General features: G+C 71.1%; 27 protein-coding genes. 16 read left to right on the top strand and 11 right to left on the bottom strand.

Going from position 1 to position 21,396, the window contains the following annotated elements:
* Positions 1 to 45 precede the first annotated feature (45 nt).
* The 4 genes from ACZ45E_RS01550 (at position 46) to ACZ45E_RS01535 (ending at position 3,050) form a co-directional block, all read left to right on the top strand.
* Complete coding sequence (locus ACZ45E_RS01550; RefSeq protein WP_468215133.1) at positions 46 to 915, top strand: SigB/SigF/SigG family RNA polymerase sigma factor; 870 nt, start codon at positions 46 to 48, stop codon at positions 913 to 915.
* Positions 916 to 1,038: 123 nt separating this feature from the next.
* A complete protein-coding gene (dps, locus tag ACZ45E_RS01545) occupies positions 1,039 to 1,599 on the top strand; it encodes a DNA starvation/stationary phase protection protein Dps (RefSeq protein ID WP_468215130.1) in 561 nt (186 codons plus the stop codon).
* A gap of 155 nt (positions 1,600 to 1,754) precedes the next feature.
* Complete coding sequence (locus ACZ45E_RS01540) at positions 1,755 to 2,657, top strand: Rieske (2Fe-2S) protein (protein WP_468215129.1); 903 nt, start codon at positions 1,755 to 1,757, stop codon at positions 2,655 to 2,657.
* A gap of 18 nt (positions 2,658 to 2,675) precedes the next feature.
* On the top strand, positions 2,676 to 3,050 hold the full coding sequence (locus ACZ45E_RS01535; RefSeq protein WP_468215126.1) for a VOC family protein: 375 nt from the start codon (positions 2,676 to 2,678) through the stop codon (positions 3,048 to 3,050).
* A gap of 46 nt (positions 3,051 to 3,096) precedes the next feature.
* On the opposite strand, the gene ACZ45E_RS01530 is transcribed toward ACZ45E_RS01535, so the two are convergent.
* On the bottom strand, positions 3,097 to 5,055 hold the full coding sequence (locus ACZ45E_RS01530; RefSeq protein WP_468215125.1) for an acyl-CoA dehydrogenase family protein: 1,959 nt from the start codon (positions 5,053 to 5,055) through the stop codon (positions 3,097 to 3,099).
* Between the two features lie 9 nt (positions 5,056 to 5,064).
* Positions 5,065 to 5,448, bottom strand: a complete 384-nt coding sequence (locus tag ACZ45E_RS01525) for an STAS domain-containing protein (protein ID WP_468215124.1) — start codon at positions 5,446 to 5,448, stop codon at positions 5,065 to 5,067.
* Positions 5,449 to 5,675: 227 nt separating this feature from the next.
* On the opposite strand from ACZ45E_RS01525, the gene ACZ45E_RS01520 reads away from it, so the two are divergent.
* Positions 5,676 to 6,083, top strand: coding sequence for an ATP-binding protein (locus ACZ45E_RS01520; RefSeq protein WP_468215122.1), 408 nt, complete (start codon positions 5,676 to 5,678; stop codon positions 6,081 to 6,083).
* 23 nt (positions 6,084 to 6,106) lie between these two features.
* On the opposite strand, the gene ACZ45E_RS01515 is transcribed toward ACZ45E_RS01520, so the two are convergent.
* From ACZ45E_RS01515 to ACZ45E_RS01495, 5 genes are all read right to left on the bottom strand, one after another.
* Positions 6,107 to 6,340: a DUF5133 domain-containing protein gene (locus ACZ45E_RS01515; RefSeq protein WP_468215120.1), complete on the bottom strand. Its 234-nt coding sequence runs from the start codon at positions 6,338 to 6,340 to the stop codon at positions 6,107 to 6,109.
* A 95-nt stretch (positions 6,341 to 6,435) separates the two neighbouring features.
* Positions 6,436 to 6,612 (bottom strand): hypothetical protein, encoded by a 177-nt coding sequence (locus ACZ45E_RS01510; RefSeq protein WP_468215119.1) that lies wholly within the window; start codon positions 6,610 to 6,612, stop codon positions 6,436 to 6,438.
* 111 nt (positions 6,613 to 6,723) lie between these two features.
* Positions 6,724 to 6,867, bottom strand: a complete 144-nt coding sequence (locus ACZ45E_RS01505) for a hypothetical protein (protein ID WP_468215116.1) — start codon at positions 6,865 to 6,867, stop codon at positions 6,724 to 6,726.
* 127 nt (positions 6,868 to 6,994) lie between these two features.
* On the bottom strand, positions 6,995 to 8,146 hold the full coding sequence (locus ACZ45E_RS01500; RefSeq protein ID WP_468215114.1) for a YihY/virulence factor BrkB family protein: 1,152 nt from the start codon (positions 8,144 to 8,146) through the stop codon (positions 6,995 to 6,997).
* A gap of 85 nt (positions 8,147 to 8,231) precedes the next feature.
* The gene (locus tag ACZ45E_RS01495; protein ID WP_468215112.1) at positions 8,232 to 9,032 is read right to left on the bottom strand and encodes a restriction endonuclease; all 801 of its coding nucleotides are present in this window, start codon (positions 9,030 to 9,032) and stop codon (positions 8,232 to 8,234) included.
* A 259-nt stretch (positions 9,033 to 9,291) separates the two neighbouring features.
* On the opposite strand from ACZ45E_RS01495, the gene ACZ45E_RS01490 reads away from it, so the two are divergent.
* The 11 genes from ACZ45E_RS01490 (at position 9,292) to ACZ45E_RS01440 (ending at position 16,204) form a co-directional block, all read left to right on the top strand.
* Entirely contained in the window at positions 9,292 to 9,669 is a 378-nt protein-coding gene (locus ACZ45E_RS01490; RefSeq protein ID WP_468215109.1) for a gas vesicle protein GvpO, read from the top strand.
* Positions 9,670 to 9,753: 84 nt separating this feature from the next.
* Positions 9,754 to 10,182 (top strand): gas vesicle structural protein GvpA, encoded by a 429-nt coding sequence (locus ACZ45E_RS01485; RefSeq protein WP_468215107.1) that lies wholly within the window; start codon positions 9,754 to 9,756, stop codon positions 10,180 to 10,182.
* The gene (locus ACZ45E_RS01480) at positions 10,179 to 10,922 is read left to right on the top strand and encodes a GvpL/GvpF family gas vesicle protein (RefSeq protein ID WP_468215105.1); all 744 of its coding nucleotides are present in this window, start codon (positions 10,179 to 10,181) and stop codon (positions 10,920 to 10,922) included. The genes ACZ45E_RS01485 and ACZ45E_RS01480 overlap by 4 nt, the downstream gene beginning before the upstream one ends.
* Before the next feature lie 7 nt (positions 10,923 to 10,929).
* Entirely contained in the window at positions 10,930 to 11,175 is a 246-nt protein-coding gene (locus ACZ45E_RS01475; RefSeq protein ID WP_468215104.1) for a gas vesicle protein GvpG, read from the top strand.
* A 51-nt stretch (positions 11,176 to 11,226) separates the two neighbouring features.
* Positions 11,227 to 11,886, top strand: coding sequence for a DNA primase (locus tag ACZ45E_RS01470; RefSeq protein ID WP_468215102.1), 660 nt, complete (start codon positions 11,227 to 11,229; stop codon positions 11,884 to 11,886).
* Positions 11,879 to 13,069 (top strand): SRPBCC family protein, encoded by a 1,191-nt coding sequence (locus tag ACZ45E_RS01465; RefSeq protein ID WP_468215100.1) that lies wholly within the window; start codon positions 11,879 to 11,881, stop codon positions 13,067 to 13,069. The genes ACZ45E_RS01470 and ACZ45E_RS01465 overlap by 8 nt, the downstream gene beginning before the upstream one ends.
* On the top strand, positions 13,069 to 13,431 hold the full coding sequence (locus ACZ45E_RS01460; RefSeq protein ID WP_468215097.1) for a gas vesicle protein: 363 nt from the start codon (positions 13,069 to 13,071) through the stop codon (positions 13,429 to 13,431). The genes ACZ45E_RS01465 and ACZ45E_RS01460 overlap by 1 nt, the downstream gene beginning before the upstream one ends.
* Complete coding sequence (locus ACZ45E_RS01455; protein WP_468215096.1) at positions 13,424 to 14,284, top strand: GvpL/GvpF family gas vesicle protein; 861 nt, start codon at positions 13,424 to 13,426, stop codon at positions 14,282 to 14,284. The genes ACZ45E_RS01460 and ACZ45E_RS01455 overlap by 8 nt, the downstream gene beginning before the upstream one ends.
* Positions 14,281 to 14,469: a gas vesicle protein gene (locus tag ACZ45E_RS01450; protein ID WP_468215093.1), complete on the top strand. Its 189-nt coding sequence runs from the start codon at positions 14,281 to 14,283 to the stop codon at positions 14,467 to 14,469. Before ACZ45E_RS01455 ends, ACZ45E_RS01450 begins: the two co-directional genes overlap by 4 nt.
* A 116-nt stretch (positions 14,470 to 14,585) precedes the next feature.
* A complete protein-coding gene (locus tag ACZ45E_RS01445; protein ID WP_468215992.1) occupies positions 14,586 to 14,894 on the top strand; it encodes a gas vesicle protein K in 309 nt (102 codons plus the stop codon).
* 263 nt (positions 14,895 to 15,157) lie between these two features.
* On the top strand, positions 15,158 to 16,204 hold the full coding sequence (locus ACZ45E_RS01440; protein ID WP_468215092.1) for a YihY/virulence factor BrkB family protein: 1,047 nt from the start codon (positions 15,158 to 15,160) through the stop codon (positions 16,202 to 16,204).
* Positions 16,205 to 16,220: 16 nt separating this feature from the next.
* Here the strand turns inward: ACZ45E_RS01440 and ACZ45E_RS01435 are convergent, their stop codons facing one another.
* The 4 genes from ACZ45E_RS01435 to ACZ45E_RS01420 form a co-directional block, all read right to left on the bottom strand.
* The gene (locus ACZ45E_RS01435) at positions 16,221 to 17,705 is read right to left on the bottom strand and encodes an MFS transporter (protein WP_468215090.1); all 1,485 of its coding nucleotides are present in this window, start codon (positions 17,703 to 17,705) and stop codon (positions 16,221 to 16,223) included.
* A 118-nt stretch (positions 17,706 to 17,823) separates the two neighbouring features.
* On the bottom strand, positions 17,824 to 18,822 hold the full coding sequence (locus tag ACZ45E_RS01430; RefSeq protein ID WP_468215087.1) for a dipeptidase: 999 nt from the start codon (positions 18,820 to 18,822) through the stop codon (positions 17,824 to 17,826).
* Positions 18,819 to 19,496 (bottom strand): hypothetical protein, encoded by a 678-nt coding sequence (locus ACZ45E_RS01425; protein ID WP_468215086.1) that lies wholly within the window; start codon positions 19,494 to 19,496, stop codon positions 18,819 to 18,821. Before ACZ45E_RS01425 ends, ACZ45E_RS01430 begins: the two co-directional genes overlap by 4 nt.
* Complete coding sequence (locus ACZ45E_RS01420; protein ID WP_468215084.1) at positions 19,493 to 21,253, bottom strand: hypothetical protein; 1,761 nt, start codon at positions 21,251 to 21,253, stop codon at positions 19,493 to 19,495. Before ACZ45E_RS01420 ends, ACZ45E_RS01425 begins: the two co-directional genes overlap by 4 nt.
* Between the last annotated feature and the right edge of the window lie 143 nt (positions 21,254 to 21,396).

Here is a 21,396-nt window from a genome sequence, read left to right as displayed (position 1 = left end):
GCACGAGAGCGGCGGGCGAGAAGAAGAATGAGAAGGGGCGGACACATGACCACCGTGACGGCGCAGGACCAGACACAGGTACCGGCCCCACAGGCGGAGCAGGACCTGTTCGAACGCGCCTATGCGGACCCGGCCTCGCTCGCGCCGAAGGACGCGCGAGAGGTCGGCAGGCGGTTCTTCGACCGGCTCACCGAGCTGGAGGAGGGCACGCACGAGTACCAGTACGTGCGCAACTGCCTGATCGAGATGAATCTGTCGCTCGTGCGGTACGCGGCGTCGAGGTTCAGGCACCGCGGCGTCCAGGAGATGGAGGACATCGTCCAGGTCGGCACGATCGGCCTGATCAAGGCGATCGACCGGTTCGAGCTGACGCGCGAGGTCGAGTTCACCTCTTTCGCCGTCCCTTACATCACCGGTGAGATCAAGCGGTTCTTCCGCGACACCTCCTGGGCCGTACACGTGCCGCGCCGGCTCCAGGAAGCGCGCCTGGAACTGTCCAGGGCCACCGAGGAGCTGCGTACGCGGCTCGGGCGCTCCCCCTCGACCGCGGAGCTCGCCGAGCTGATGCAGTTGGAGCCCTCGGAGGTCGCGCAGGCCCAGATGGCGTCCAACGGCTACAACAGCGTCTCCCTGGACGCCGCGGTGAGCGGCAAGGACGACGAGGCCGACACGATCCTCGCCGACTTCATCGGCTTCGACGAGAGCCGCTTCGAGCTGGTCGAGAACTTCCACGCGCTCGCCCCGCTCATCGCCGACCTCGACGAGCGTGAGCGCAGGATCATCCATCTGCGCTTCGTCGAGGAGCGGACCCAGCAGCAGATCGCCGACGAGCTGGGTTACTCGCAGATGCACGTCTCCCGGCTGATCACCCGTGTGCTGGGCAAGCTGCGCGCCGGTCTGCTGACGACCGACTGACCGCCCCGACCGGTCCGGCCCCCTCCTCGCCCCCGGTCTGTGACAGACCGGGGGCGAGTGGGTAGAGCTGCTGAAACGGGGTACCGAAACATCGCAAACCGGTATGAGACAGGAGGCTGTACGTTGACTTCCAAGGCCAAGGCCACCACCCCCCGCTACACCGTCCCCGGCATCACGGTGCAGGACGCCGCCTCGGTCATCGAGGTGCTGCAGCAGCGGCTGCACAGCCTCAACGACCTGCACCTGACGCTGAAGCACGTCCACTGGAACGTGGTCGGCCCGCACTTCATCGCGGTGCACGAGATGCTCGACCCGCAGGTCGACAAGGTCCGCGACATGGCGGACGACGTCGCCGAGCGCCTGGCCGCCCTGGGCGGAGTCGCGCAGGGCACCCCCGGCTCCCTGGTCGCCGCCCGCACGTGGGAGGACTACAGCGTGGGCCGCGCCGACGCCATCTCCCACCTCGGCGCCCTCGACATCGTGTACACGGGCCTCGTCGAGGACCTGCGTGCCGCGGTCAAGACCGTCGGGGAGATCGACCCGGCCACCGAGGACCTGCTGATCGGCCAGCTGCGGGACCTGGAGCAGTTCCAGTGGTTCGTCCGCGCCCACCTGGAGACCGCGGGCGGCACGCTCACCACCGCTGATGCCACCACCGAGAAGGAGGCCGCGAAGTCGGCGTGACGCCGCGCGCGGCTCAGCCTCGCACTCGCGGAAGGGGGCACGACCGATCACCGGTCGTGCCCCCTTCCGCATGCTGTGGGCCGTTGCGGGGAACGCGCCCGCGCGGCCGCCCCGATGCCGTGTTTGTTCCGACCGGACCAGGAGAATCGCCAGCCATGACCACTCCGACCGCCCGCGCCGGCGTCTTCGTACCCCGTCTGCTGCGTTCCTGTCTCGACGCGCTCGACCGCGTCGAGAACGCCGAGGCACTCGACCGCGTCGTGACGCCCGTGCAGAAGGCCGTCCGGGCACTGCCGCTCGGCTCCCTGCGCGACGTGCTCCACGGCCGCCAGCTCGGCCACCCACTCCATCCCGTCGCGGTGCAGGTGCCGATGGGCGCCTGGATCTCGTCCGCCGTCCTCGACGTCGTGCCCGGCGCGCGCCGGCCGGCCCGCGTCCTCGTCGGCCTCGGAACCGTGGCGGCGCTGCCCGCCGCGCTGGCCGGCTGGGCGGACTGGGCCGAGCAGCACGAGCAGCAGATGCGCACCGGCCTGGTGCACGCCACCGCCAACATCGCCGCCGTCTCCCTGTACGGCGCGTCGTTCGTCGCGCGGGGACGCCACCCGCTGCTCGGCCGGGCGCTCGGGCTGGGCGGGCTGGCCTGTGCGGGCGTCGGCGGCTACATCGGCGGGCACCTCGCCTACCGGCAGGCCGCCGGGGCCAACAAGACGGAGCCCGTCCCCCATCTCGTCGAGCCCGGCTGGCACCGGCTCGGCCCGGTCGCCGAGCTGACGCCCGGGAAGCCGGTGCGCCGACTGCTCGGGGAGGTGCCGATCGTGGTGGTGCGCGGTGAGGACGGCGCCGTCGACGTGCTGGCCGACCGGTGCAGCCATCTCTCGGGCCCGCTGTCGGAGGGCGAGGTCGCCGACGGCTGCATCACGTGCCCCTGGCACGGGAGCGTGTTCCGGCTCGCCGACGGTTCCGTCGCCCGGGGCCCGGCGACCGCGCCGCAGCCGTGTTTCGAGACCCGGATCGAACCGGACGGCGTGCTCGCCGTGTGTCTGCCCGGAGCGGGCTGAACGGAGGACCTGGCACGTATGCAGATCAACTGCCTTATCCTCGACGCCGCCGACCCCGAGCGGCTCGCCGCCTTCTGGTCCGAGGTGCTCGGCAGGCCCGTCGTGGGCCGCACCGGGCCCTATGTGTGGCTGCGGCGCGAGAACGGTGTGGGAATGGGCTTCCAGCGCGGCGCGGAGCCCAAGACCGGCAAGAACCGGCTGCACCTCGACATCGCCGCCCCCGACCCCGCCGCCGAACAGGCCCGCATCGAGGAACTGGGCGGGCGCAGGCTCACGGAGTACGACGACGGGGGCTTCCTCGTGATGGCGGACCCCGAGGGCAACGAGTTCTGCGTCATCCCCGAAGGCTCCGTCGGACTCGACGACGAAGGGCGGGCGCACTACCTCGGCTAGCTCCTGCTGCCGAGGCGGCGCGCCCGCCCTCCCTTCGACGGCTGGGTCAGCCCACCAGGTCCGGTGCGCGCAGCATCTCCGGCGGGATGCCCCAGGCGTCGACGAGGTCGGTGGCGATCGGCCGGACCTTGCGGCAGAGATCGTTCACCTCACGGCTGATCGCCTTGGACCGCTGGGCGGAGAGCCTGCCGTGCTCCATGAACCAGGCCCGGTCCGACTCGATCGTCGTCAGGGCGAAGAGGTCGCACAGCAGCCCCAGCGCCACCTTGTTGTCGCCGTCGGGCACCGCCCGCACCTTCTCCACGAACGCCTCCAGGACCAGCCGTTCGACGTGCGCGCGGGCCACGGCGATGACGTGGTCCTGCACCTCCGAGAAGACCGCGCCCGGACTGGCCTTCCGGTCGATGCCGCGCTTGAGCCGGCGGGCCGCGCCGGCCAACATGTGCTCCTCACGGAAGCGGAGCATGGCGAGGTGGTACTCCGAGTCGAGCAGCCCCGCCTCCTGGTCCCACCGGTCGCCGCCGGGCAGCAGGTCACGTACCCGTTCGAGCAGCTTGTGCGCGGACGTCTTCTCGATGACCGTCTCGACGGCGAGACCGGTGACGTACCGGACCATGTCGAGCTGGTCCATGTCCCCGAACTCGCTGGCGTAGCCGGTGAGCAGCCCCTTCGCCACGAGCTGGAGCAGTACGTGGTTGTCGCCCTCGAACGTCGTGAAGATGTCGCTGTCCGCCTTGAGCGCGGCGAAACGGTTGACGGCGAGGTAGCCGGCGCCGCCGCACGCCTCGCGGCACTCCTGGATCACACGTGTGGCGTGCCAGGTGCCGAGCGCCTTGGTGCCCGCGGCCCGTGACTCCAGCTCCCGCCTGCTCTGTTCGTCGTCCTTGACGCCGGAGAAGACCTCGTGCAACTCCGTACGGACGACGTCCTGGGCGAAGTGCAGCGCGTAGGTGTGCGCCAGGAGGGGCAGCAGGCGGCGCTGGTGCAGACCGTAGTCGAGGAGCACCTGCTCCTGCGCCTCGGAGTCCGCCTTGAACTGGCGGCGCCGCTCCGCGTACTTCGTGGCGACGGCGAGCGCGACCTTGGCGGCGTTGATCGCGCCGCCGCCCACGCTGACCCGGCCCTGGACGAGCGTGCCGAGCATGGTGAAGAAGCGACGACCGGGGTTGTCGATCGGGCTCTCGTAGACGCCGTCCTCGGTGACGTCGGCGAACCGGTTGAGCAGCGCCTCCCGCGGTACCCGCACGCCGTCGAACCGGATGCGGCCGTTGTCCACGCCGTTGAGGCCCATCTTGCGGCCGTCGTCCTCGATCCGTACGCCCGGCGCGACCTCACCGTCGACCCGGATCGGGACGACGAAGGCGTGCACGCCCTCCGACTTCCCGCCGACCTCCAACTGGGCGAAGACGACGGCCAGTTCGGCGTGGCGGGCGGCGTTGCCGATGTAGTCCTTGCGCGCATGGTCACCTCCGGTGGTGATGACGAACTCCTGGCTCGTCGCGTCGTACGTGGCGACGGTGCCGAGCGCCTGGACGTTGGAGCCGTGGCCGGTCTCGGTCATCGCGAAACAGCCCATCAGCTTCCCGGTGATCAGGTCCGGGAGGTAGGCCTTGTGATGGCGCTCGGTGCCCAGTTGCAGGAGAGCGCCGCCGAAGAGCCCGAACTGCACGCCGACCTTCACGAGCACCGACAGGTCACCGTAGGCGAGGGTCTCGAACGCGGCGATCGAGGCGCCGATGGAGCCGCCTCCGCCGTACTCCTTCGGGAAGCCCATCCCGGTCTGGCCCGTGGCCGCCATCTCGACGACGAGCGCGCGCACGCGTTCCCGGTACTCGTCGAGACCGAGCTCCTCGGCGTCGACGAGGACGGAGGCGGACCTGACCAGGTTGGTGCGGACCAGGTCACGGATGTCGGCGTACTCCCCGTCGAGCAGCCCGGTGAGAGCCGGGACGTCGACGACGGGTTGCGCGTAACCGCTCGGAGGCGGGGCGATTTCGGTGGACATGCCGCTCGGTTACCCGTCCGTAGGACGATCAAGCAGCTCGTCGATGCGGCGCAGCGCCTCGTCGCGGCCGCCGGTCAGACCCAGGATCTCGGAGACGCCGGTGATGTCGAGGAGGCGCCGGACCGCGCTGCCCTCGGTGACGGCGAGGACGAAGGGCCGCCGCTCCTGATCGTGCTGGGCCTTCGCCCGCAGGATAAGGTTGAGCAGGGTGCTGTCGGCGAAATCGAGTACGCCGAGGTCCAGCAGGGTCGCGTCGGTGCCGGCGTCGGTGCGTGCGCGCTCGAAGACCGCGGTCACCTCGTCACCGTCCTCGATGTCGATGTCATGGCGCAGCATGACGACCGCCACCCGGTCCCGCCGGGTGAACTCGATGTTCTCGCTGTCAGGGACCATGCCCCGACCCTGTCATATGCCAGGGCCTCTCAGGTACGGGACCGCGGTGTTCTTCGATCCCCGATTGTCTGCTAAAAGGCCAGGTCCGAGCCGGTTTTCACGAGTGTGAACGCGAGCCGGGCGAGTTGGCCGTCCGTGCGGGTGTGCGGATAGCAGCGCTGGGAAAGCGGGTGGAAAGCGACGATGAAGTGCGGTGTTTGCACGTGTACAGAGAGGATCACGTCTTGATGAGTGTTCCCGAGACACCTGCTCCGGAGCGCACGACATGTGCGCAGGCCCGGGCGGAAGTCAGCTGGGTTCTCATGGAAGTGTGCTGCGGTCTTCCCCTGCGGGAGGCGCGGCGTCTGCACGACGACGCGCTTCTCGTGGCCACCGAGCTGACGGCCAACGCGATTCGGCACGCAGGGGGAACGACGGCCTTCGAAGCCGGCCTGCAGGGCGACTCTCTCTGGATGTGCGTGAGTGATCGCAGCGCGGAGGTGCCTCGCCGGGTCGTCTCGGAGCCGAGCGAGCCGGGCGGGTTCGGCTGGCTGGTGATCGAACGGCTCAGCTCGCATGTGTCGGTCGATGTGGGGCCCCGCGGCAAGACGGTCACGGCACTGCTGGAACTGCACGCCCACCCGGGTCCCGCGTGACCCGGGCGGGGGCGCCGAACAGGTCAGGCAGCCGTTGACTCACCGCCCGAACGGGCCGCGGCGGCACGCTCCAGCACACGATCGGCCGCCATCAGGGCGTCGCGCACGGTCCGGGTCCCGGTGCTGGTGCACAGCGTGTAGGTGACGTCGTCGAGCTGCCACTGCAGTTCCTGCGTCGGACGCTCCGAGAACCGCAACTGCACGTCGGCGTAGCGGCTCAGCAGGGTCCGGATGAACTTCGGGTCGGGGTTCAGCACGAGACGCTCCCTGTTCTGTTGTCCGGCGGCTGGGATCGACGGAACATCGAATGCCCGGAAATTCCACGGACATGCTCACCGCTTGCGCGCACAGATCAGGCCGCGCTGCTGCGGGTGGGCTGTGCCACGCACGCGGCCTCGTGTGCCGCGCTGCGCGAGACGAACCACACCGAACAGCAGGCGGCCTCCAATTCGGCTTCCGCGTCCAGGAGACCCAGGGAGTCCCAGGCGTACAGGGCGTCGCAGGGGTGTTCCTGGCTGCGGACTCTCATCTGTGTTCCTCGCTCATCGGCCGTCGGTGTGCCGTCCGGTGCGTCCGGTACGGCTTCTTCCGGATGCCCCGGATACCGCCGCCGACGCCCGTGAGCCAGGCCACTCCTTGATCAACGGCGACGCAGCCGGCCGAGCCACTGGCGGGCCTGGGCCCGCCTGCGCGGGTCCGCCGCGGTGCGGCGCGCCGTCGCGATGTTCCGCCGCCCCTGCGGACTGCGGCCGTACTGCTTGATCCGGTTGAGGATGCCGGCCATGACGCCTCCACGGTGCCGTTCGGTACGGTCCGCGACGGTGCGTCGCGGCTTGTGTTGCGGCTACCCGTGAAGCGGGCCGGAACACGGCCGAAGGACGTCCTCTTGCGGCGTTCCGCGCCGGCGGCGGTCAGGAGGACTGCCGCACCTGCTGAAGGTCCGCCTCGTCCCAGGCGCTGGTGTCCCGGGGCTCGACGAAGAGTTCCTCCTCGTCCGGATGGCCGCCGCTGATCGCGCGCTGCCGGGCGATCTCGGCGTCGAACTCGAGCCCCAGCAGGATGGCCAGGCTGCTCAGCCAGAGCCAGACGAGGAAGACGATGACGCCCGCCATGGTGCCGTACGTCTTGTTGTAGGACGCGAACCCGGCCGCGTACAGGGTGAACCCGGCCGACGCCACGAGCCAGACGAGCAGGGCGAGACAGCCGCCCGGTGTGACCCAGAGCCAGCCGCGTCCCTTGACGTTGGGGGCCGCCCAGTACAGCAGGGCGATCATCAGCACCAACAGGACCGCGAGCAGCGGCCACTTGGCCACGGACCACACGGTGAGCGCGGTGTCTCCCACGCCGAACACGGAGCCGACCCGCCGGGCGACCCCGCCGGTGAAGACGACGACGAGGGCGCTGAGCGCGGCGAGCAGCATCAGGGCCAGCGTGATGCCGAGACGCAGCGGCACGACCTTCCACAGCGGCCGCCCTTCCGGCACGTGGTAGATCTGGTTCGCCGTGCGCATGAACGCCCCGACGTAACTCGACGCCGACCACACGGCGAGCACGATGCCGACCACGGCCATCACCGAGCCGGTGCCCGCGCGACCCTGCAACTGCTCGACCGCGCGGGTGAGGATCTCCCGCGCGGCGCCGGGGGCCAGTGCCTCCACGCTGTCCAGCACCTTCTGGGTGGCGGACTCGCCGATCACGCCGAGCAGTGCCACCAGGACCAGCAGGGCGGGGAACAGGGAGAGGACCGCGTAGTACGTCAACGCGGCGGCCCGGTCCGCCAGTTCCTCCTTCTGGAACTCGCGGAGGCTGCCTCGCAGCACCTGGCCCCAGGCGTGCCCGGAGAGCTGGGCCGGGTTGTCGGCGGCGGCCTTCTCCACCTCGGGGGTCGGGCCGAAGTCGGCTGCCTCGCCCGTGTCGGAACGGTCCGAACGCTCCGGGCCGTCCGTATTCTCCGGACCGTCCGTACCTGCCGGGCCGTCCGTATCGTCCGGGCCGGACGAGGTGTGCGGTATGTCTGCTGCTTCGGCGCCGCGCTGTTCGAGGTTGCTCCGCTGTTCTGGCATGCGTTCCGGATGTCCGCCGTACGGGGATTCAGACCTGCACGTCACGGGCGGTGCGGGCCGTGAGGTCCGGCGGCCGGGGGAGGGGTCAGAGCCTGTCCGCCGACATGGGGCCCCAGGGCGCCGGCCCGGAACCCGCCGCCCAGGCGTCGAGCGCGTCGCCGTCGATGCAGTGGATGCCGCACGCCGCGGCGTACTCCTCGGCCGGCGCGGTGAACGCGCTGGTGGTCACCACGGCCGCCAGCTGGGCTCCGTGCACCGTCCAGCAGGTGCCGCCGAAGCGCTGAAGGTCCTGGGAGCCGACCTTGTTCGTGGGCCCGTACTGTTTGCACTGCAGGACGACGCGCCGGCCGTCCGGTGCGGTCGCGAGGACATCGGCGCCGAGGTCACCCGCGCCGCCCACGACCTCGACCTCCGTGCAGCCGTCCCGTTCGCAGAGCGCGGCGACGGCCGCCTCGAAACCGTCGGGGTCGAGGGCCGTGAAGTCGGCGGCGGGGCCGGGCAGGACGGTGGTGAAACCGTCCTGCGCGGGGTCCGGGGAGGTCCGGAGGCGGAGGGTGTCGCGGTCCTCGGTGACCGGCGCTGGCGGGTGCTCGGCGGCGGCCTCGGCGAGCTCCCGGTCGGCCTGGGTCATTCCGGCGCGGGCGGCGCGGCGCAGTTCGCGGGTGCGCGGCATGGCGCGGAACAGGACATAGAGGACGGGCACGGCGAGCAGGGCGAGGAGACCCGCCGCCAGGGGGTGCGCGGCGGCCCAGTCGGCGAAGCGCATGAAGAGCAGGACGACGGCGCAGAGCAGGGCGCCGATCAGGCCGAGGGCGACGAGCGGCCCCGACAGCCGGTCCGTGGCCCGGGGTTGGCCCGCGGCGCTCGTGGTTTTCCGTATCAGCACTGGGTCTCCTGCGCGTCGTCGCGAATCTCGTCGAGCGACATCTGCCCCCGCCGTGGCATTCCATGATCAACAAGTTCGCTGCCGTGCCCGGGCCAACTCGCCCACGCCGTAAGCCCACTTGCCGGTCGTGTGAGACGTAACACGGCGTCCGCGGGGCATTCGTTCGCCGAGACGGGGGGACGCGGTTCCCACTCCCGAAAATCGATAGAACCGTGAAGGTTTGGCCAGAGATTCAAGGGCACGCGGGGAGGAGATCGCCATGACCAACACATCTCATGCTTCAGACGACGAGTCCGACGACACATCCGGGGAAGCCGCAAAGAAGGGAAGCGGCACAAGGAAACGCGCCGCGGCCGAGAGGCCGCGTCGCAGCAAGAGCCTCCGTCCGACCGAGGCGCTTCGCGAGGCACGTGAGCAGTTGATGGAGCTGACCGGTAAAGAGGTCGACTCGGTGTCCTCGTTCCGAGCCACCGAGGACGGATGGCTGCTCGAGGTGGAGGTCCTGGAACTGTCCAGGGTCCCCGACACGATGAGCCTGCTCGCCAGTTACGAGGTCGCCCTGGACGACGAGGGGACCCTCACCGGCTACCGGCGGCTCAGGCGGTACGAGCGCGGGCGCTCCGACGACCGCCGCTGACCGGCCTGAGCCGGCCGCCCCCGACGAGCGGGCGGCAGCGGGCCGACGGCGCTGTGAAAGGCGAACCACAGGAAGGAACTGCACATGACAGTCGCAACGACCCAGCAGGGCGGCGGAGGCGGCGGCGGGACCAGCGGCCTCTACGACGTGCTGGAACTGGTCCTCGACCGCGGCCTGGTGATCGACGCGTTCGTCCGCGTCTCCCTGGTCGGTATCGAGATCCTGAAGATCGACATTCGCGTCGTGGTCGCCAGCGTGGACACGTATCTGCGCTTCGCGGAGGCGTGCAACCGCCTCGACCTGGAGACCGGCAGCAAGAAGCCCTCGGGCCTGACGGACATCATGGGCGACACCGTGGAGTCCGGCGCGCGGGGCAAGACCAAGGGCGCGCTCTCCGGCGCGGCGGAGACCATATCGGACGCGTTCTCGCAGGCCCGTGACGAGGGCAAGAGCGAGTCCCGGCCGCGTCAGCGCCGCACCACGTCGAGCCGCCGCAAGGAGGAGCAGGAGTGAGCACGTACGTCTACGGCATCGCCGATGCCGACCACCCGAGTCTGCCCGACGGCATGGAGGGCATCGGAAGCCCGGCACTGACCGTCCGGATCGTCAAGGGCGGCGGCCTCGCCGCGCTCGTCAGTGACGCCCCCGACAACCTGCGGCCCAAGCGGCGCGACCTCCTCGCCCACCAGAACGTCCTCTCCGAGGCGGGTGGCGGCGGCACCGTCCTGCCCATGCGCTTCGGCAGCGTCGCGGAGGACGACGCGGCCGTCGCGGCGGCCCTGGAGGAGCGGGTGACGCACTACCAGGAGCGCCTCGCCGCCCTGCGCGACCGCGTGGAGTACAACGTCAAGGTCCAGCACGACGAAGAGGCCGTGCTGCGCACTGTCATGGCGGAGAACGCCGACGTGCGGTCGATGGCGGAGCGCAACCGGGCCGGCGGTGGCGGAAGCCACGAGGAGAAGTTGCAGCTGGGCGAGGCCGTCGCGAAGGCCGTGCAGGCCCGTGAGGCACAGGACGCCGAGATGGTGCACACCGCGCTGGAGCCGCAGGCGGACGCCGTCAGCGCGGGCCCCGGGAGCACCGGCTGGATCACCAACCTCTCCTTCCTCGTGGACCGCACCTCCTCCGAGCGCCTGCTCGGCGCGATCGAGGAGATCCGCAAGGCCTCCCCCCACCTCGTGTTCCGGGTCAACGGCCCGCTGCCGCCCTACAGCTTCGTGGAGGCGACTCCCGAGGCCTCCGCCACGGGATGAGGCACTCATGGGGCTTCTGAGTGAGGTGCTCCTGCTGCCGCTGGCGCCCGTACGGGGCTCCATGTGGGTCCTCGACCAGGTGGTCGCGGAAGCGGAGAACCAGTACTACGACCCCTCGGCCATCCAGGCCCAACTGGCGGCCCTCGAAAAGCAGTTGGAGGCGGGCGAGATCGACGACGAGACCTTCGACCGCCTGGAGGACGAACTCCTCGACCGCCTCGAGGCCAGCCGGACCAGACAGACAGGCGCGTGACGCCGAGTCACCACTAGGCGCGTGAAGCGATACGTGCAGGACGGACAGACCATGAACCGAACAGCAGTCGGCCTCGCGGTAGGAGCCGGGTACCTCCTCGGGCGTACCAAGAAGATGAAGCTGGCCTTCGCCGTCGGCACGATGGTGGCCGGTAAGAAGTTGCAGCTGAGCCCCAAGGCCGTCGTGGACATGGTCCGCACCCAGCTGGACAAGAACCCGCAGTTCCAGGAGCTCGGCGGGCAGCTGCGCGACGACTTCCGCGGTGTCGGCAAGGCCGCTACCGGCGCGATCCTCGAACGGCAGATGGAGGGCCTGGCCGGCAGGCTGCACAACAGCACGGCCGGGGTGCGGGACCGGCTCCAGGGCGTGACCCCGGACGACGGCTCCGAGGAGTCCGACGGGTCCCGCGAGGCCGAGAACGCAGACGACGCCGACGACGCCGATGACGCAGACGGTTCGGCCGACGCGAACGACTCCCGTGACAGGGACGACCGCGACGCGTCGGCCGAGGAGGACGGCGACCGCCCGGCTCCCCGCAAGCGTGCCCCCGCCAAGAAGGCCGCCCAGTCGGGCCGGCGCAAGGCGGAGCAGGGTACCCGCAGTCGCGGGACGACCGCCAAGAAGACGTCCTCGGCCGGTGCCAAGAGGGCCACCGGGACTGCTCGGCGGGCCCCGCGCAGCGGCGCGAAGGGGGGACAGGACAATGGCTGAGACACCCAAGGCGAACCCGCTCAAGGGCCTCGCGCAGAGCCAGGCGGCCGACCGCCTGAAGACCGAGGCGCAGGACTACCTCACCGCGCAGGCGACCAGTCTGCTGACGGGGGTCGGCCGCAAACTCGGCCAGGCCACGACCCGGCTCAACGACATAGCCGACGGGAACAGCCCCGGTTTCGGCAAGCTCGCCCTGGAGGGCGGCCGCAAGCTCGCCGAGGGCAAGGGCCCGGTGCGCTCGGCCGTCGAGTCGGGCGCGGGCCACCTCAAGGACAACCTGGTCGGAGGGGTGAAGGGGTTGTTCAACAAGGGCGGCAAGGGCAAGTCCAAGTCCGGCGGCGGCCAGAAGCCGACGGTCATCCTGGAGAGCATCGACGTCGGCGTGGACCTCCGCACCGCGTACGACCAGTGGACCCAGTACCAGGAGTTCTCCACCTTCGCGCGAGGCGTGAAGAACGCCAACCGCGCGGACGACGTCACCTCCGACTGGCAGATGAAGATCTTCTGGTCCACCCGCAGCTGGAAGGCGCACACCACGGAACAGGTGCCCGACCAGCGCATCAGCTGGAGCTCCGAAGGCGCCAAGGGCACCACGAAGGGTGTCGTCACCTTCCACGAGCTGGGGGAGAACCTCACCCGGGTCCTGCTGCTCATCGAGTACTACCCCAAGGGCCTCTTCGAGAAGACCGGCAACATCTGGCGGGCCCAGGGCCGGCGTGCCCGGCTGGATCTCAAGCACTTCGCGCGCTTCATCTCGTTCAAGGGCGAGGCGACCGACGGCTGGCGCGGCGAGATCCGCGACGGCGAGGTGGTCCGCAGCCACGACGACGCGGTGGCCGAGGAGGAGGAGGAGCGCGACCAGGAGCAGGGCGAGGAGCAGGACGAGGACCGGCCCGACGGCGCCTACGACGACGAGGAGGCCGCCGAGCCGGACGAGGACGAGGACGCGGAGTACGCCGACGAGGCGGAGTACGAGGACGAGGACGAGCCCGAGTACGAGGACGCCGACGAGGACGACGAGTACGTCGACGAGGCTCCGGAGGCCGACGAGGAGGTCGACGAGGACGCCGAGCCCGCCGAGGACGCCGAGGACGCCGAGGACGAGGACGCGGAGTACGCGGACGAGGACGCCCCGGCCGACGAGTCCGACCGGCGTGAGCACGCGTCCGCCCGGAGCCACTGATGACGACCGCAAGCCGTTTTCCCGACTCCCCCTTGGGTGGGGGGAGTTCGGGGGCCAACCTCGCCGACATCCTGGAGCGGGTGCTGGACAAGGGCATCGTCATCGCGGGTGACATCCGCATCAATCTGCTCGACATCGAACTGCTCACCATCAAGCTGCGTCTCATCGTCGCGTCGGTCGACAAGGCGAAGGAGATGGGTATCGACTGGTGGGAGGACGATCCGTCCCTGTCGTCGGGTGCCCGGCGCAAGGAACTCGCCCGGGAGAACGCCGAGTTGCGGGAGCGACTGGCGGCTCTGGAGGGCGGTGGCGCCACCGAGGAGCTCGACGCGGCGCGCAAGGAGGAACCGCACCATGACTGATCTGCGGTACGTCTACGCGGTCTGCGGTGCTCTCGACGCCCCGCTCCCCGCGGAGCTGACGGGCGTCGGCGGCGGCGCTCCGCGTCTGATCGGCCACGCCGGTCTGACGGCCGTCGTCAGTCATGTGCCGGCCGATCAGTTCTCCGAGGGCGCTCTGCGCCGCAACCTGGAGAACCTCGACTGGCTCTCCGACACCGCGCGCGCCCACCAGGCGGTCATCGCGGCGCTCACCTCGCTCACCAGTCCGCTGCCGCTCCGGCTGGCGACGGTGTTCCGTGACGACAGCGGCGTACGCGCCACGCTGGAGGAGCAGGCCGAGCGTTTCCGCACCTCGCTGGCGCGGATCGAGGACCGTGTCGAGTGGGGCGTGAAGGTCTTCGTGGAGGACCAGCCGGCGGAGGCAGCCGCCGCCCCGGGCGCCGGCTCGGGGCCCGAGAGGCGGGAGCGGATCTCCGCGCAGTCGCTCGGCAGCGGTTCGGGCCGTGACTACCTGCGCCGTCGCCGGGCCGAACGGGAGGGCCGCGACCAGGTCTGGCAGCAGGCGGAGACGTTCGCCCAGCGCCTGCACGAGCAGCTCTCGGAGCACAGCGTGGAGACGCGGATCCACCCGCCGCAGAACCCGGAGCTGGCCAGAACCACGGGGCGCAACATCCTCAACGGCGCCTACCTCGTGCCCCGTTCCACGTCGGAGGCGTTCGTGGAGCTCGTCGACGCGACCAAGGACGGGGAGCCGGGCCTGCGCGTGGAGCTGACCGGACCGTGGGCCGCGTACTCCTTCTCCGCACCCCCCGAGGAGCGCGCGGACGCGGAGCGGGCCGACACGTCGGGGCTGTCGGGAGGTGACTCCGCATGACCGTCATCGAACGCCGCGAGGTGGCCCTCGTGGACCTGCTGGACCGGCTGCTCGCCGGCGGCGTGGTGCTCGCCGGGGACATCACGCTGCGGATCGCGGACGTGGACCTGGTCCGTATCGACCTGAAGGCCCTGATCAGTTCGGTGAACGAGAACGTTCCGTCCCCGTTCGAGGATCTGCTGTGACCCCGCACGACGACGCGCACCGCGACGGCGGGCAACCGGAGCACACCGGCCGCGCCACCTGCTCTGCCTGCGGCGGGCCGGTCCCCGGCGAACCGGCAGCGGCCTCCGCGGCGCCGGTGACCCCCGCGGAGCCGCCGGGGAACGTCGAGAAGGGGCGCGGCCGCATCCAGATCGAGCCCGACACGGTCGAACGGGACCTGATGAAGCTCGTCCTGACCATCGTCGAACTGCTGCGGCAGCTGATGGAACGCCAGGCTCTGCGCCGCTTCGACACGGGTGACCTGTCGGAGGAGCAGGAGGACCGCATCGGTCTCACCCTGATGCTGCTCGAGGACCGGATGGCGGAACTGCGCGAGCGGTACGACCTGGCGCCCGAGGACCTCAACATCGACCTCGGGCCCCTGGGACCGCTGTTGCCGCGCTGAGAGCGCCGCCGGGCGGCGTGCCGGAGGAACGGCGATCGGACCGGCAGACCCTTTTCCTGGGGGCTCCGGAGATCGTCATGGGCGCAGGCGTGGCCGTTCCGTCCTGACCGGGCGTATCGGACGGATCGGTGGGTACTGACTCCTGCATCGGCCCCCGCGGGCACGCAGTGGGAACCCTGCGCCTCCACGCTCGCGGGGGCCGGTGCGACGCGGGCCGCGTCGTTGGCAGGCGTGGCCGCGGGCAGAGTGGATACTCGCAGCCCATGAGCAAGCGAACGGATCTCGGCGACGAGCACGACGCGTACGACGAGCGGAGCGGCGACGACCGGTTCGGCCCGGCCGAACAGGTCGAGGAGCGGGCCCCCGACTCACCCACCGGCCTGCCGAAACGCTCATGGGGAGCGGTGTTCAAAGGCAGCCTGCGGGAGTTCCAGGACGACGAGCTCACCGACCGCGCCGCGGCTCTGACGTACTACGGGGTGCTGTCCCTGTTCCCCGCGCTGCTGGTACTGGTCTCCCTGCTGGGCGTCACGGGCAAGTCGACCTCCGACAAGGTGCTGTCCAACCTCAAGAACCTGGCACCCGGTTCGGCGCGGGACATCATCACGCGGGCCGTGGAGCAGTTGCAGGGCAACGCGGGCACCGGCTCCCTGGTCGCGATCTTCAGCCTGGTGCTGGCGGTGTGGTCGGCCTCCGGTTACGTGGCCGCGTTCATCCGCTCCGCCAACGCCGTCTACGACATGCCCGAGGGCCGCCCCATCTGGAAGGTCCTGCCCGTACGCGTCGGCGTCACCGTGGTCCTGATGGTGCTGGCCACGATGAGCGCGCTGATCGTGGTGTTCACCGGCGGCATCGCCCGTCAGGCCGGCGACCTGCTGGGCGTCGGGGACAGCGCCCTGGCCGTGTGGTCGATCGCCAAGTGGCCGGTCCTCGTCGTCCTGGTCACGGTCATGATCGCGCTCCTGTACTGGGCCACACCGAACGCCAAGGTCAGGGGCTTCAGGTGGATCACGCCGGGCAGTGTGCTGGCCCTGGTGATCTGGCTGCTCGCCTCCGCCGGGTTCGCCTTCTACGTCGCCAACTTCGCCTCGTACAACAAGACCTACGGGACGATGGCCGGCGTCATCGTCTTCCTGGTGTGGCTGTGGGTCAGCAACCTCGCCATTCTCCTGGGCCTGGAGTTCGACGCGGAGACGGCCCGCCAGCGGGCCGTCGCGGGCGGCCACCCGCCGGAGGCCGAGCCGTACACCGAACCCCGTGACACGCGCGCGTGGGACGAGCGGGACAGGCGGCGCATGGACGAGACGTGACCGGCCGGCTGGCTGGTCAGGGGCCGGGGCGGTCGACCGCAGGGGACTCGTCCTCCGTCGTGGGACGGGACAGGGTCTCCAGTGACCGCCCCTTGGTGGCGGTGGACAGCGTGAGGGTGAGGACGCAGCCGGCGGCGAGGACGCCGCAGATGAGGCTGAACACCCCGGTGAACCTGAGGGACGCGTACATCGTGCCGATGATCATGGGGGCGACGATGCCGCCGACCCGGCTGAAGGCGTCCGAGGTGGCGGCGGCCATGGACCGCAGCCGGGTCGGGTACACCTCCGGCAGATACGTATACAGGGGCGCGTAGAGACCGTTGAGGAAGAAGCCCAGCAGCAGGCTGAGGACGAGGACGAGCAGGTCCGTGTGGGCCTGTGAGACAAGAAAGGCGCAGACCGTCGACGCCGCGAGACAGGTGACGATGGACCACTTGCGGTCGGTCCTGTCGGCGAGCCAGGCGGCGGGGTAGTAGCCGAGCACCTGCGCCACCTCGACCAGCAGCGCGTACCGGAAGCTGTCGGTGATGCTCATGCCCCGGTCGAGGAGCATGCTGGGCAGGAACGTCAGGAACCCGTAGTAGGCGAAGCTGGCGACGAAGAACATGCTCCACACCACGACGGTCTGCCGCAGATACGGTCCACGCCACAGGCCGGCGAACTGCGCGGCGACGCCCAGGTCGGTGTCGCGCTCCGACGCCTCGGGCGGCGCAGGAGCCGGCAGCGGCGTGCCGGTACGCGCGCGTACCTTCTCCTCCAGCTGGACGACGACGGCCTCGGCCTCGTCGTCGCGCCCCTTGAGCAGCAGGTAGCGCGGCGATTCCGGCAGGTTGCGGCGCCACCACAGGGCGAGCAGTACGGGAAGCCCGACGAGGACCAGGCCCCAGCGCCATCCGTGCTCGACCCTGGCGACGACGAACGTGCCCACCAGCGCGGCCAGTACGTAGCCGAGACCGAAGAAGCCGGAGAGGGAACCGACGTACGCGGCCCGGTTGTCGCGGGGCGCGAACTCGGCCAGGTACGGGATCACGATGTTGACGTTGACGCCGACGCCGATCCCGGCGAGGAAGCGCAGGGCCAGCAAGGTCCCGTAGTCCGGTGAGACCGCGGACAGCAAGGTGCAGCCGCTGTACAGGACGAGGGACCACAGGAGCAGGGGCTTGCGGCCCACCCGGTTGCCCAGGAGCGCGAGGCTGAGGTCGCCGACGAACGCGCCCGCGAGGGTCGCGCTGGCGATCATGCCCTGCTCGGTGCCGGTGAGCGCGAACGCCGTGGTGATCAGGGGCAGCAGGAAGGACATGATGCCCAGGTCGAGGCCGTCCAGGGTGGTGCTGAGCCCGCCCTGCGTGAGGATGCGGCCCTGCACCCATGTCATGGGGAGCCGGTCGATGCGTGCGGTGAGCAGGGCGGCCCGTCGGTTCCGGTCCTCGGGGGACGGTGCGGGGCCCGTCGGGCCGGGCACGGGTTTGCGCAGCCTGTTCTCGGTCTGCTCGGATGTCATGGCCCGTCGGCCTTTCGGTTGGAGGGCGGCCCGGTCCGTAGCGCTGGCACAGGGGCCGTCCCAGGTGGGCGTGGTGCCGGTCGGGCGGCCCGCGGCAACGGGCCGCCCGACCAGGTGCTCAACTGCCGTCGTCCGCCGTGAGGACGGCCGAGTAGAGGCGTAGCCAGTTGCCGCCGACGACGGCGTGCGCCTCCTCGGGGGCGAAGCCGTGCGCGACGAGCCGGCCGGTGACCCGCGCAAGACCCGAGGCGTCCGTGAGCCACTCCTCGGGGACAGCGTCGGAGGCGGGCGAGGAGCCGAGATCGGCACCGCGCTGCTCGCTGCGGGTCCAGCGGCCCTTGCGCATCCACGCGAACTCGGCGGACCCGGCCTTGGGGCTGAGGTCGGTGCCGATGGCGACGTGCCGCACACCGACCAGCTCCACCGTGCGCGCCACCATCTCGCACCAGTCGTCCAGGGTGTCCGCGTACCGGCCGCTGATGGACCGGTACGTGGCGAGCCCCACCACACCGTCCCGCTCGGCCAGCGCCTTCAGCGTGGCGTCGTCGGCGTTGCGCGGGTGGTCGTAGAGGGACCGGGGGTTGGCGTGGGTGAGCGCCACCGGCGTCGCGGAGTGCTCGATCGCGTCCCTGCGGGTGCGCTCGCCCGAGTGCGAGAGGTCGACCAGCATGCCGGCCGCGTTCATCTCCCGGACGATCTCACGGCCGAAACGGGTGAGCCCCGGGTCCGACTCCTCGTAGCAGGAGCCCCCGAACTCGTTGTTGTTGTTGTACGTCAGCTGCATCACCCGCAGCCCCATGGCATGGAAGTGCCTGACGAAGCCGAGCCGGCCCTGGAGCGGGCTGGCGTTCTGGGCGCCCAGGAGGATCGCCGTACGGCCCTGTCGGCTCGCCCGCTCGATGTCGGCGGCGGTTCTGGCGGCCAGGACGAGGTCGGCGTTGGCGGCGAGCAGGTCGTGCCAGGCGGCCAGCGCGTCCATGGTCTCCACCGCGTCCTCCCAGAACGCGACGGTGGCCGTCGCGCAGGTCACACCGCCGGCGCGGAGCTGGAGGAAGACCTCACGGTCGTAGGGGCCGCATTGCAGTCCGTCGATGAGGAGCGGCGCGGCGCCGGTCATGAGGCCAGCTCCACCGGTTCGTCCTCGCCGACCTCGGCGAGGATCTCGCCACCGGGGCCGAAGAGGGAGTCGCCGGCATGGGTGCGCGAGAGGGGGCTGTCCGGGGTCAGCGCCGCCTCCGCCTCGGCGACCACGCGCTGCCACAGCGCCGCGGCGACCGGGATGCCGTAGGAGAGGGCGCGCAGGTCGGCGGCGTCGGGCCCGGGGCGCGGGCCCCGCGGGGAGGGGCGGGCGGCCAGGGCCGAGGCGCTGAGGGTGAGTTCGACGCCCCGGCGGCGGGCCAGCGGGGGCAGGGCGCGGACGGCCCAGTCGTGGCCCGGGGCGGTGAAGGTGGCGTGGCCCTCGGTCAGCGTGCCGGCGATCGCGAGGTCGAGCAGGTCGGCGGCCGTGGCGAGCGGGGGCTGCTCGTCCGGCGCGGGGAACCGCACGCCGGCGCCGCCGAACTCGGGCCGCAGATGCCGCGCGCGCAGGGCGGGCAGCGCGTCGAGTAGGGAGGCGAGGCCGTTCAGCCCGTGGGTCTCCGCGGCGACCACGACGGAACGGGTCGCCGCCACGCTGCCGAACGGGATCGCGGTGGTCAGCAGCGCCCGTCCGATCATCAGCCGCAGTTCGCGGACCGACACACGCAGTTCGGCGGGGGTGGGGTGGACAGGGTGGGCAGGAGGAAGGGTCACGCGGTCTCCTCGGTGCGGGTGGAGGTGGCGGCGGTCGCGGTGGTGGTAGCGGTGGCCGTCGCGGTGGTGGTGGCGGTCGCGGCCGGACGCGCGGGCAGCGTCCAGTCGTCGCCCTGGTCCGGGCGGAGGTCGTGGCGCGTCGGCGCGCCGTGGAAGAGCAGTCCCAGGACGTTGCGGCCCGCCGAGTCGGCGGTCTTGTCCAGTCCGTGGACCGCGGAGTTGAGGAACCGCACGATGTACGCGGGCACGAACGCGTCGTCGGCGATGTTCATGTGCGGGCTGTGCAGGGCGAGATCCGCGAGCGCCTGCACCCGGGCGACCGTGTCCCGGTGCTGGGGGTGGCGTACGCAGAACACGCCCACGGTCTCGCGCCGGTCGGCCGCCGCCAGGTCCTCGTGGAGGGACTGCACCGACCGCACCACGTTGAGCTGCCAGTCCAGCCCCTCGGTGACCTCCTCGCGCGGTCCGCGGCGCGGCTCCTCCGCGGCACGGGACTTGTACCAGACGTGGCGCAGGGCGCCGGGTGCGGTCAGATCCATGTCGAGGGCCCAGCGGTACGCCTCGCCGAGGTGGTCCAGGAGGGCGCCGGCCGTCTGCTGCGGAGCGGCGTCGAGCGTCTCGTCCACCCGCTGCCGGTCCACGAGCGGATCCGTGAGATCGGGGACGCTGTCGATGAGCACGCCGGCGAGCGCTTCGACGGCCCGCTCGTCCAGTTCCGCGTTCCACCGCTCCCACAGGCGCGGCAGCGCGTCGTTGTCCTGCGGCCGCTCCACCGCGTCGAGCAGGGCCAGCGCCCGGCGCAGGGAGGGGACGAGCGCGGCCGGCGGGTCGAACTGGTCGTAGACGGTCGGGTCCTGCTCGTAGAAGCGCGCGGTGCGGTGGATCAGGGCGCGGACGGCGGCCAGGTGAGGCGCGCCGCGGCGCGCGTCCAGGGCCTGTGCCAGCGCCTGTTCGCGCAGGGTGAGCCAGCGGTCGACGAGGCGCGGGTGATTGTTGGCGAAGAAGACAAGACCGAGCGCGGAGGCGTTGCCGAGCCCCAGGCAGCGCCGCAGCTCCGGGGAGAGCGCGGCGGCCCGCGGGTCGCGGTGGCGGGCGAGGTGTTCGGCGAGGTCGGCGGCGAACTCGCGCATCAGGTAGGCGGCGAGCATCTGGGCGTGCAACGGAGCGGCCAGGGGATGCCGGTCGGGCAGAGCGGCGAAGGACCGGGTGCCGAAGGTGCCGTTCCCGTCCAGGCCCGTGTTGCGCATCAGGTAGCCGACGTTCCACAGCCGGTCGGCATCCGGCTGCCGCCCGTCCGCGAGACTGCTGACGACGTGCTCGAACAGACGCAGGCTGCGGTTGGAGCGGCACCACACCAGCGTGTGCGCGGTGGCCCGACCCTCGTACAGCTTCGGCATCTCGCGCTCGGTGTGCGCGAGGTCGCTCTCGTCGGCGGTGCCGTCGAAGAGCGCACCGGTCATGTCCCAGTCGGTGCCGACGATGCGGCTGGTGCGGCCCTCCAGCCGGGGCCGGAAGGAGAAGGCGACGAAGTCCAGGGGGCCGTCCGGCGTGCGGACGCGGTAGCGGACGCGGCCCCGGGCCTCGTCGTCGACGGCGAACTCGAGCAGCTCGACCTCCCATCGCTCCGCGATCATGCGGTTGATCAGCGCCCGGCCGGCGCTGAGCCGGGTGGGTGGCAACTGGGCGAGGCGTTCGGGGCGCAGCAGTTGGGCCGGGGTACGCCGGGTGGGTCCGACGACGGCGGAGGGCACGTTCATGCGCAATCAATCCTGATCGGAGAGGGATACGGGGGGCGGAAGAGGGGCGCGGGGGTGGAGGTGGGAGAGGTAGGGGGGCACGGCGCATACGTGGTGAGGGGGGCGGGGCGGGGCGGCCGTGGACCCGCGGTGCGGGCGCCGGG

This window comes from Streptomyces sp. NPDC030991, assembly GCF_055571235.1.
The sequence above is the reverse complement of the archived record's forward strand: the minus strand, read 5'-3'. Positions and strand labels throughout refer to the sequence as shown.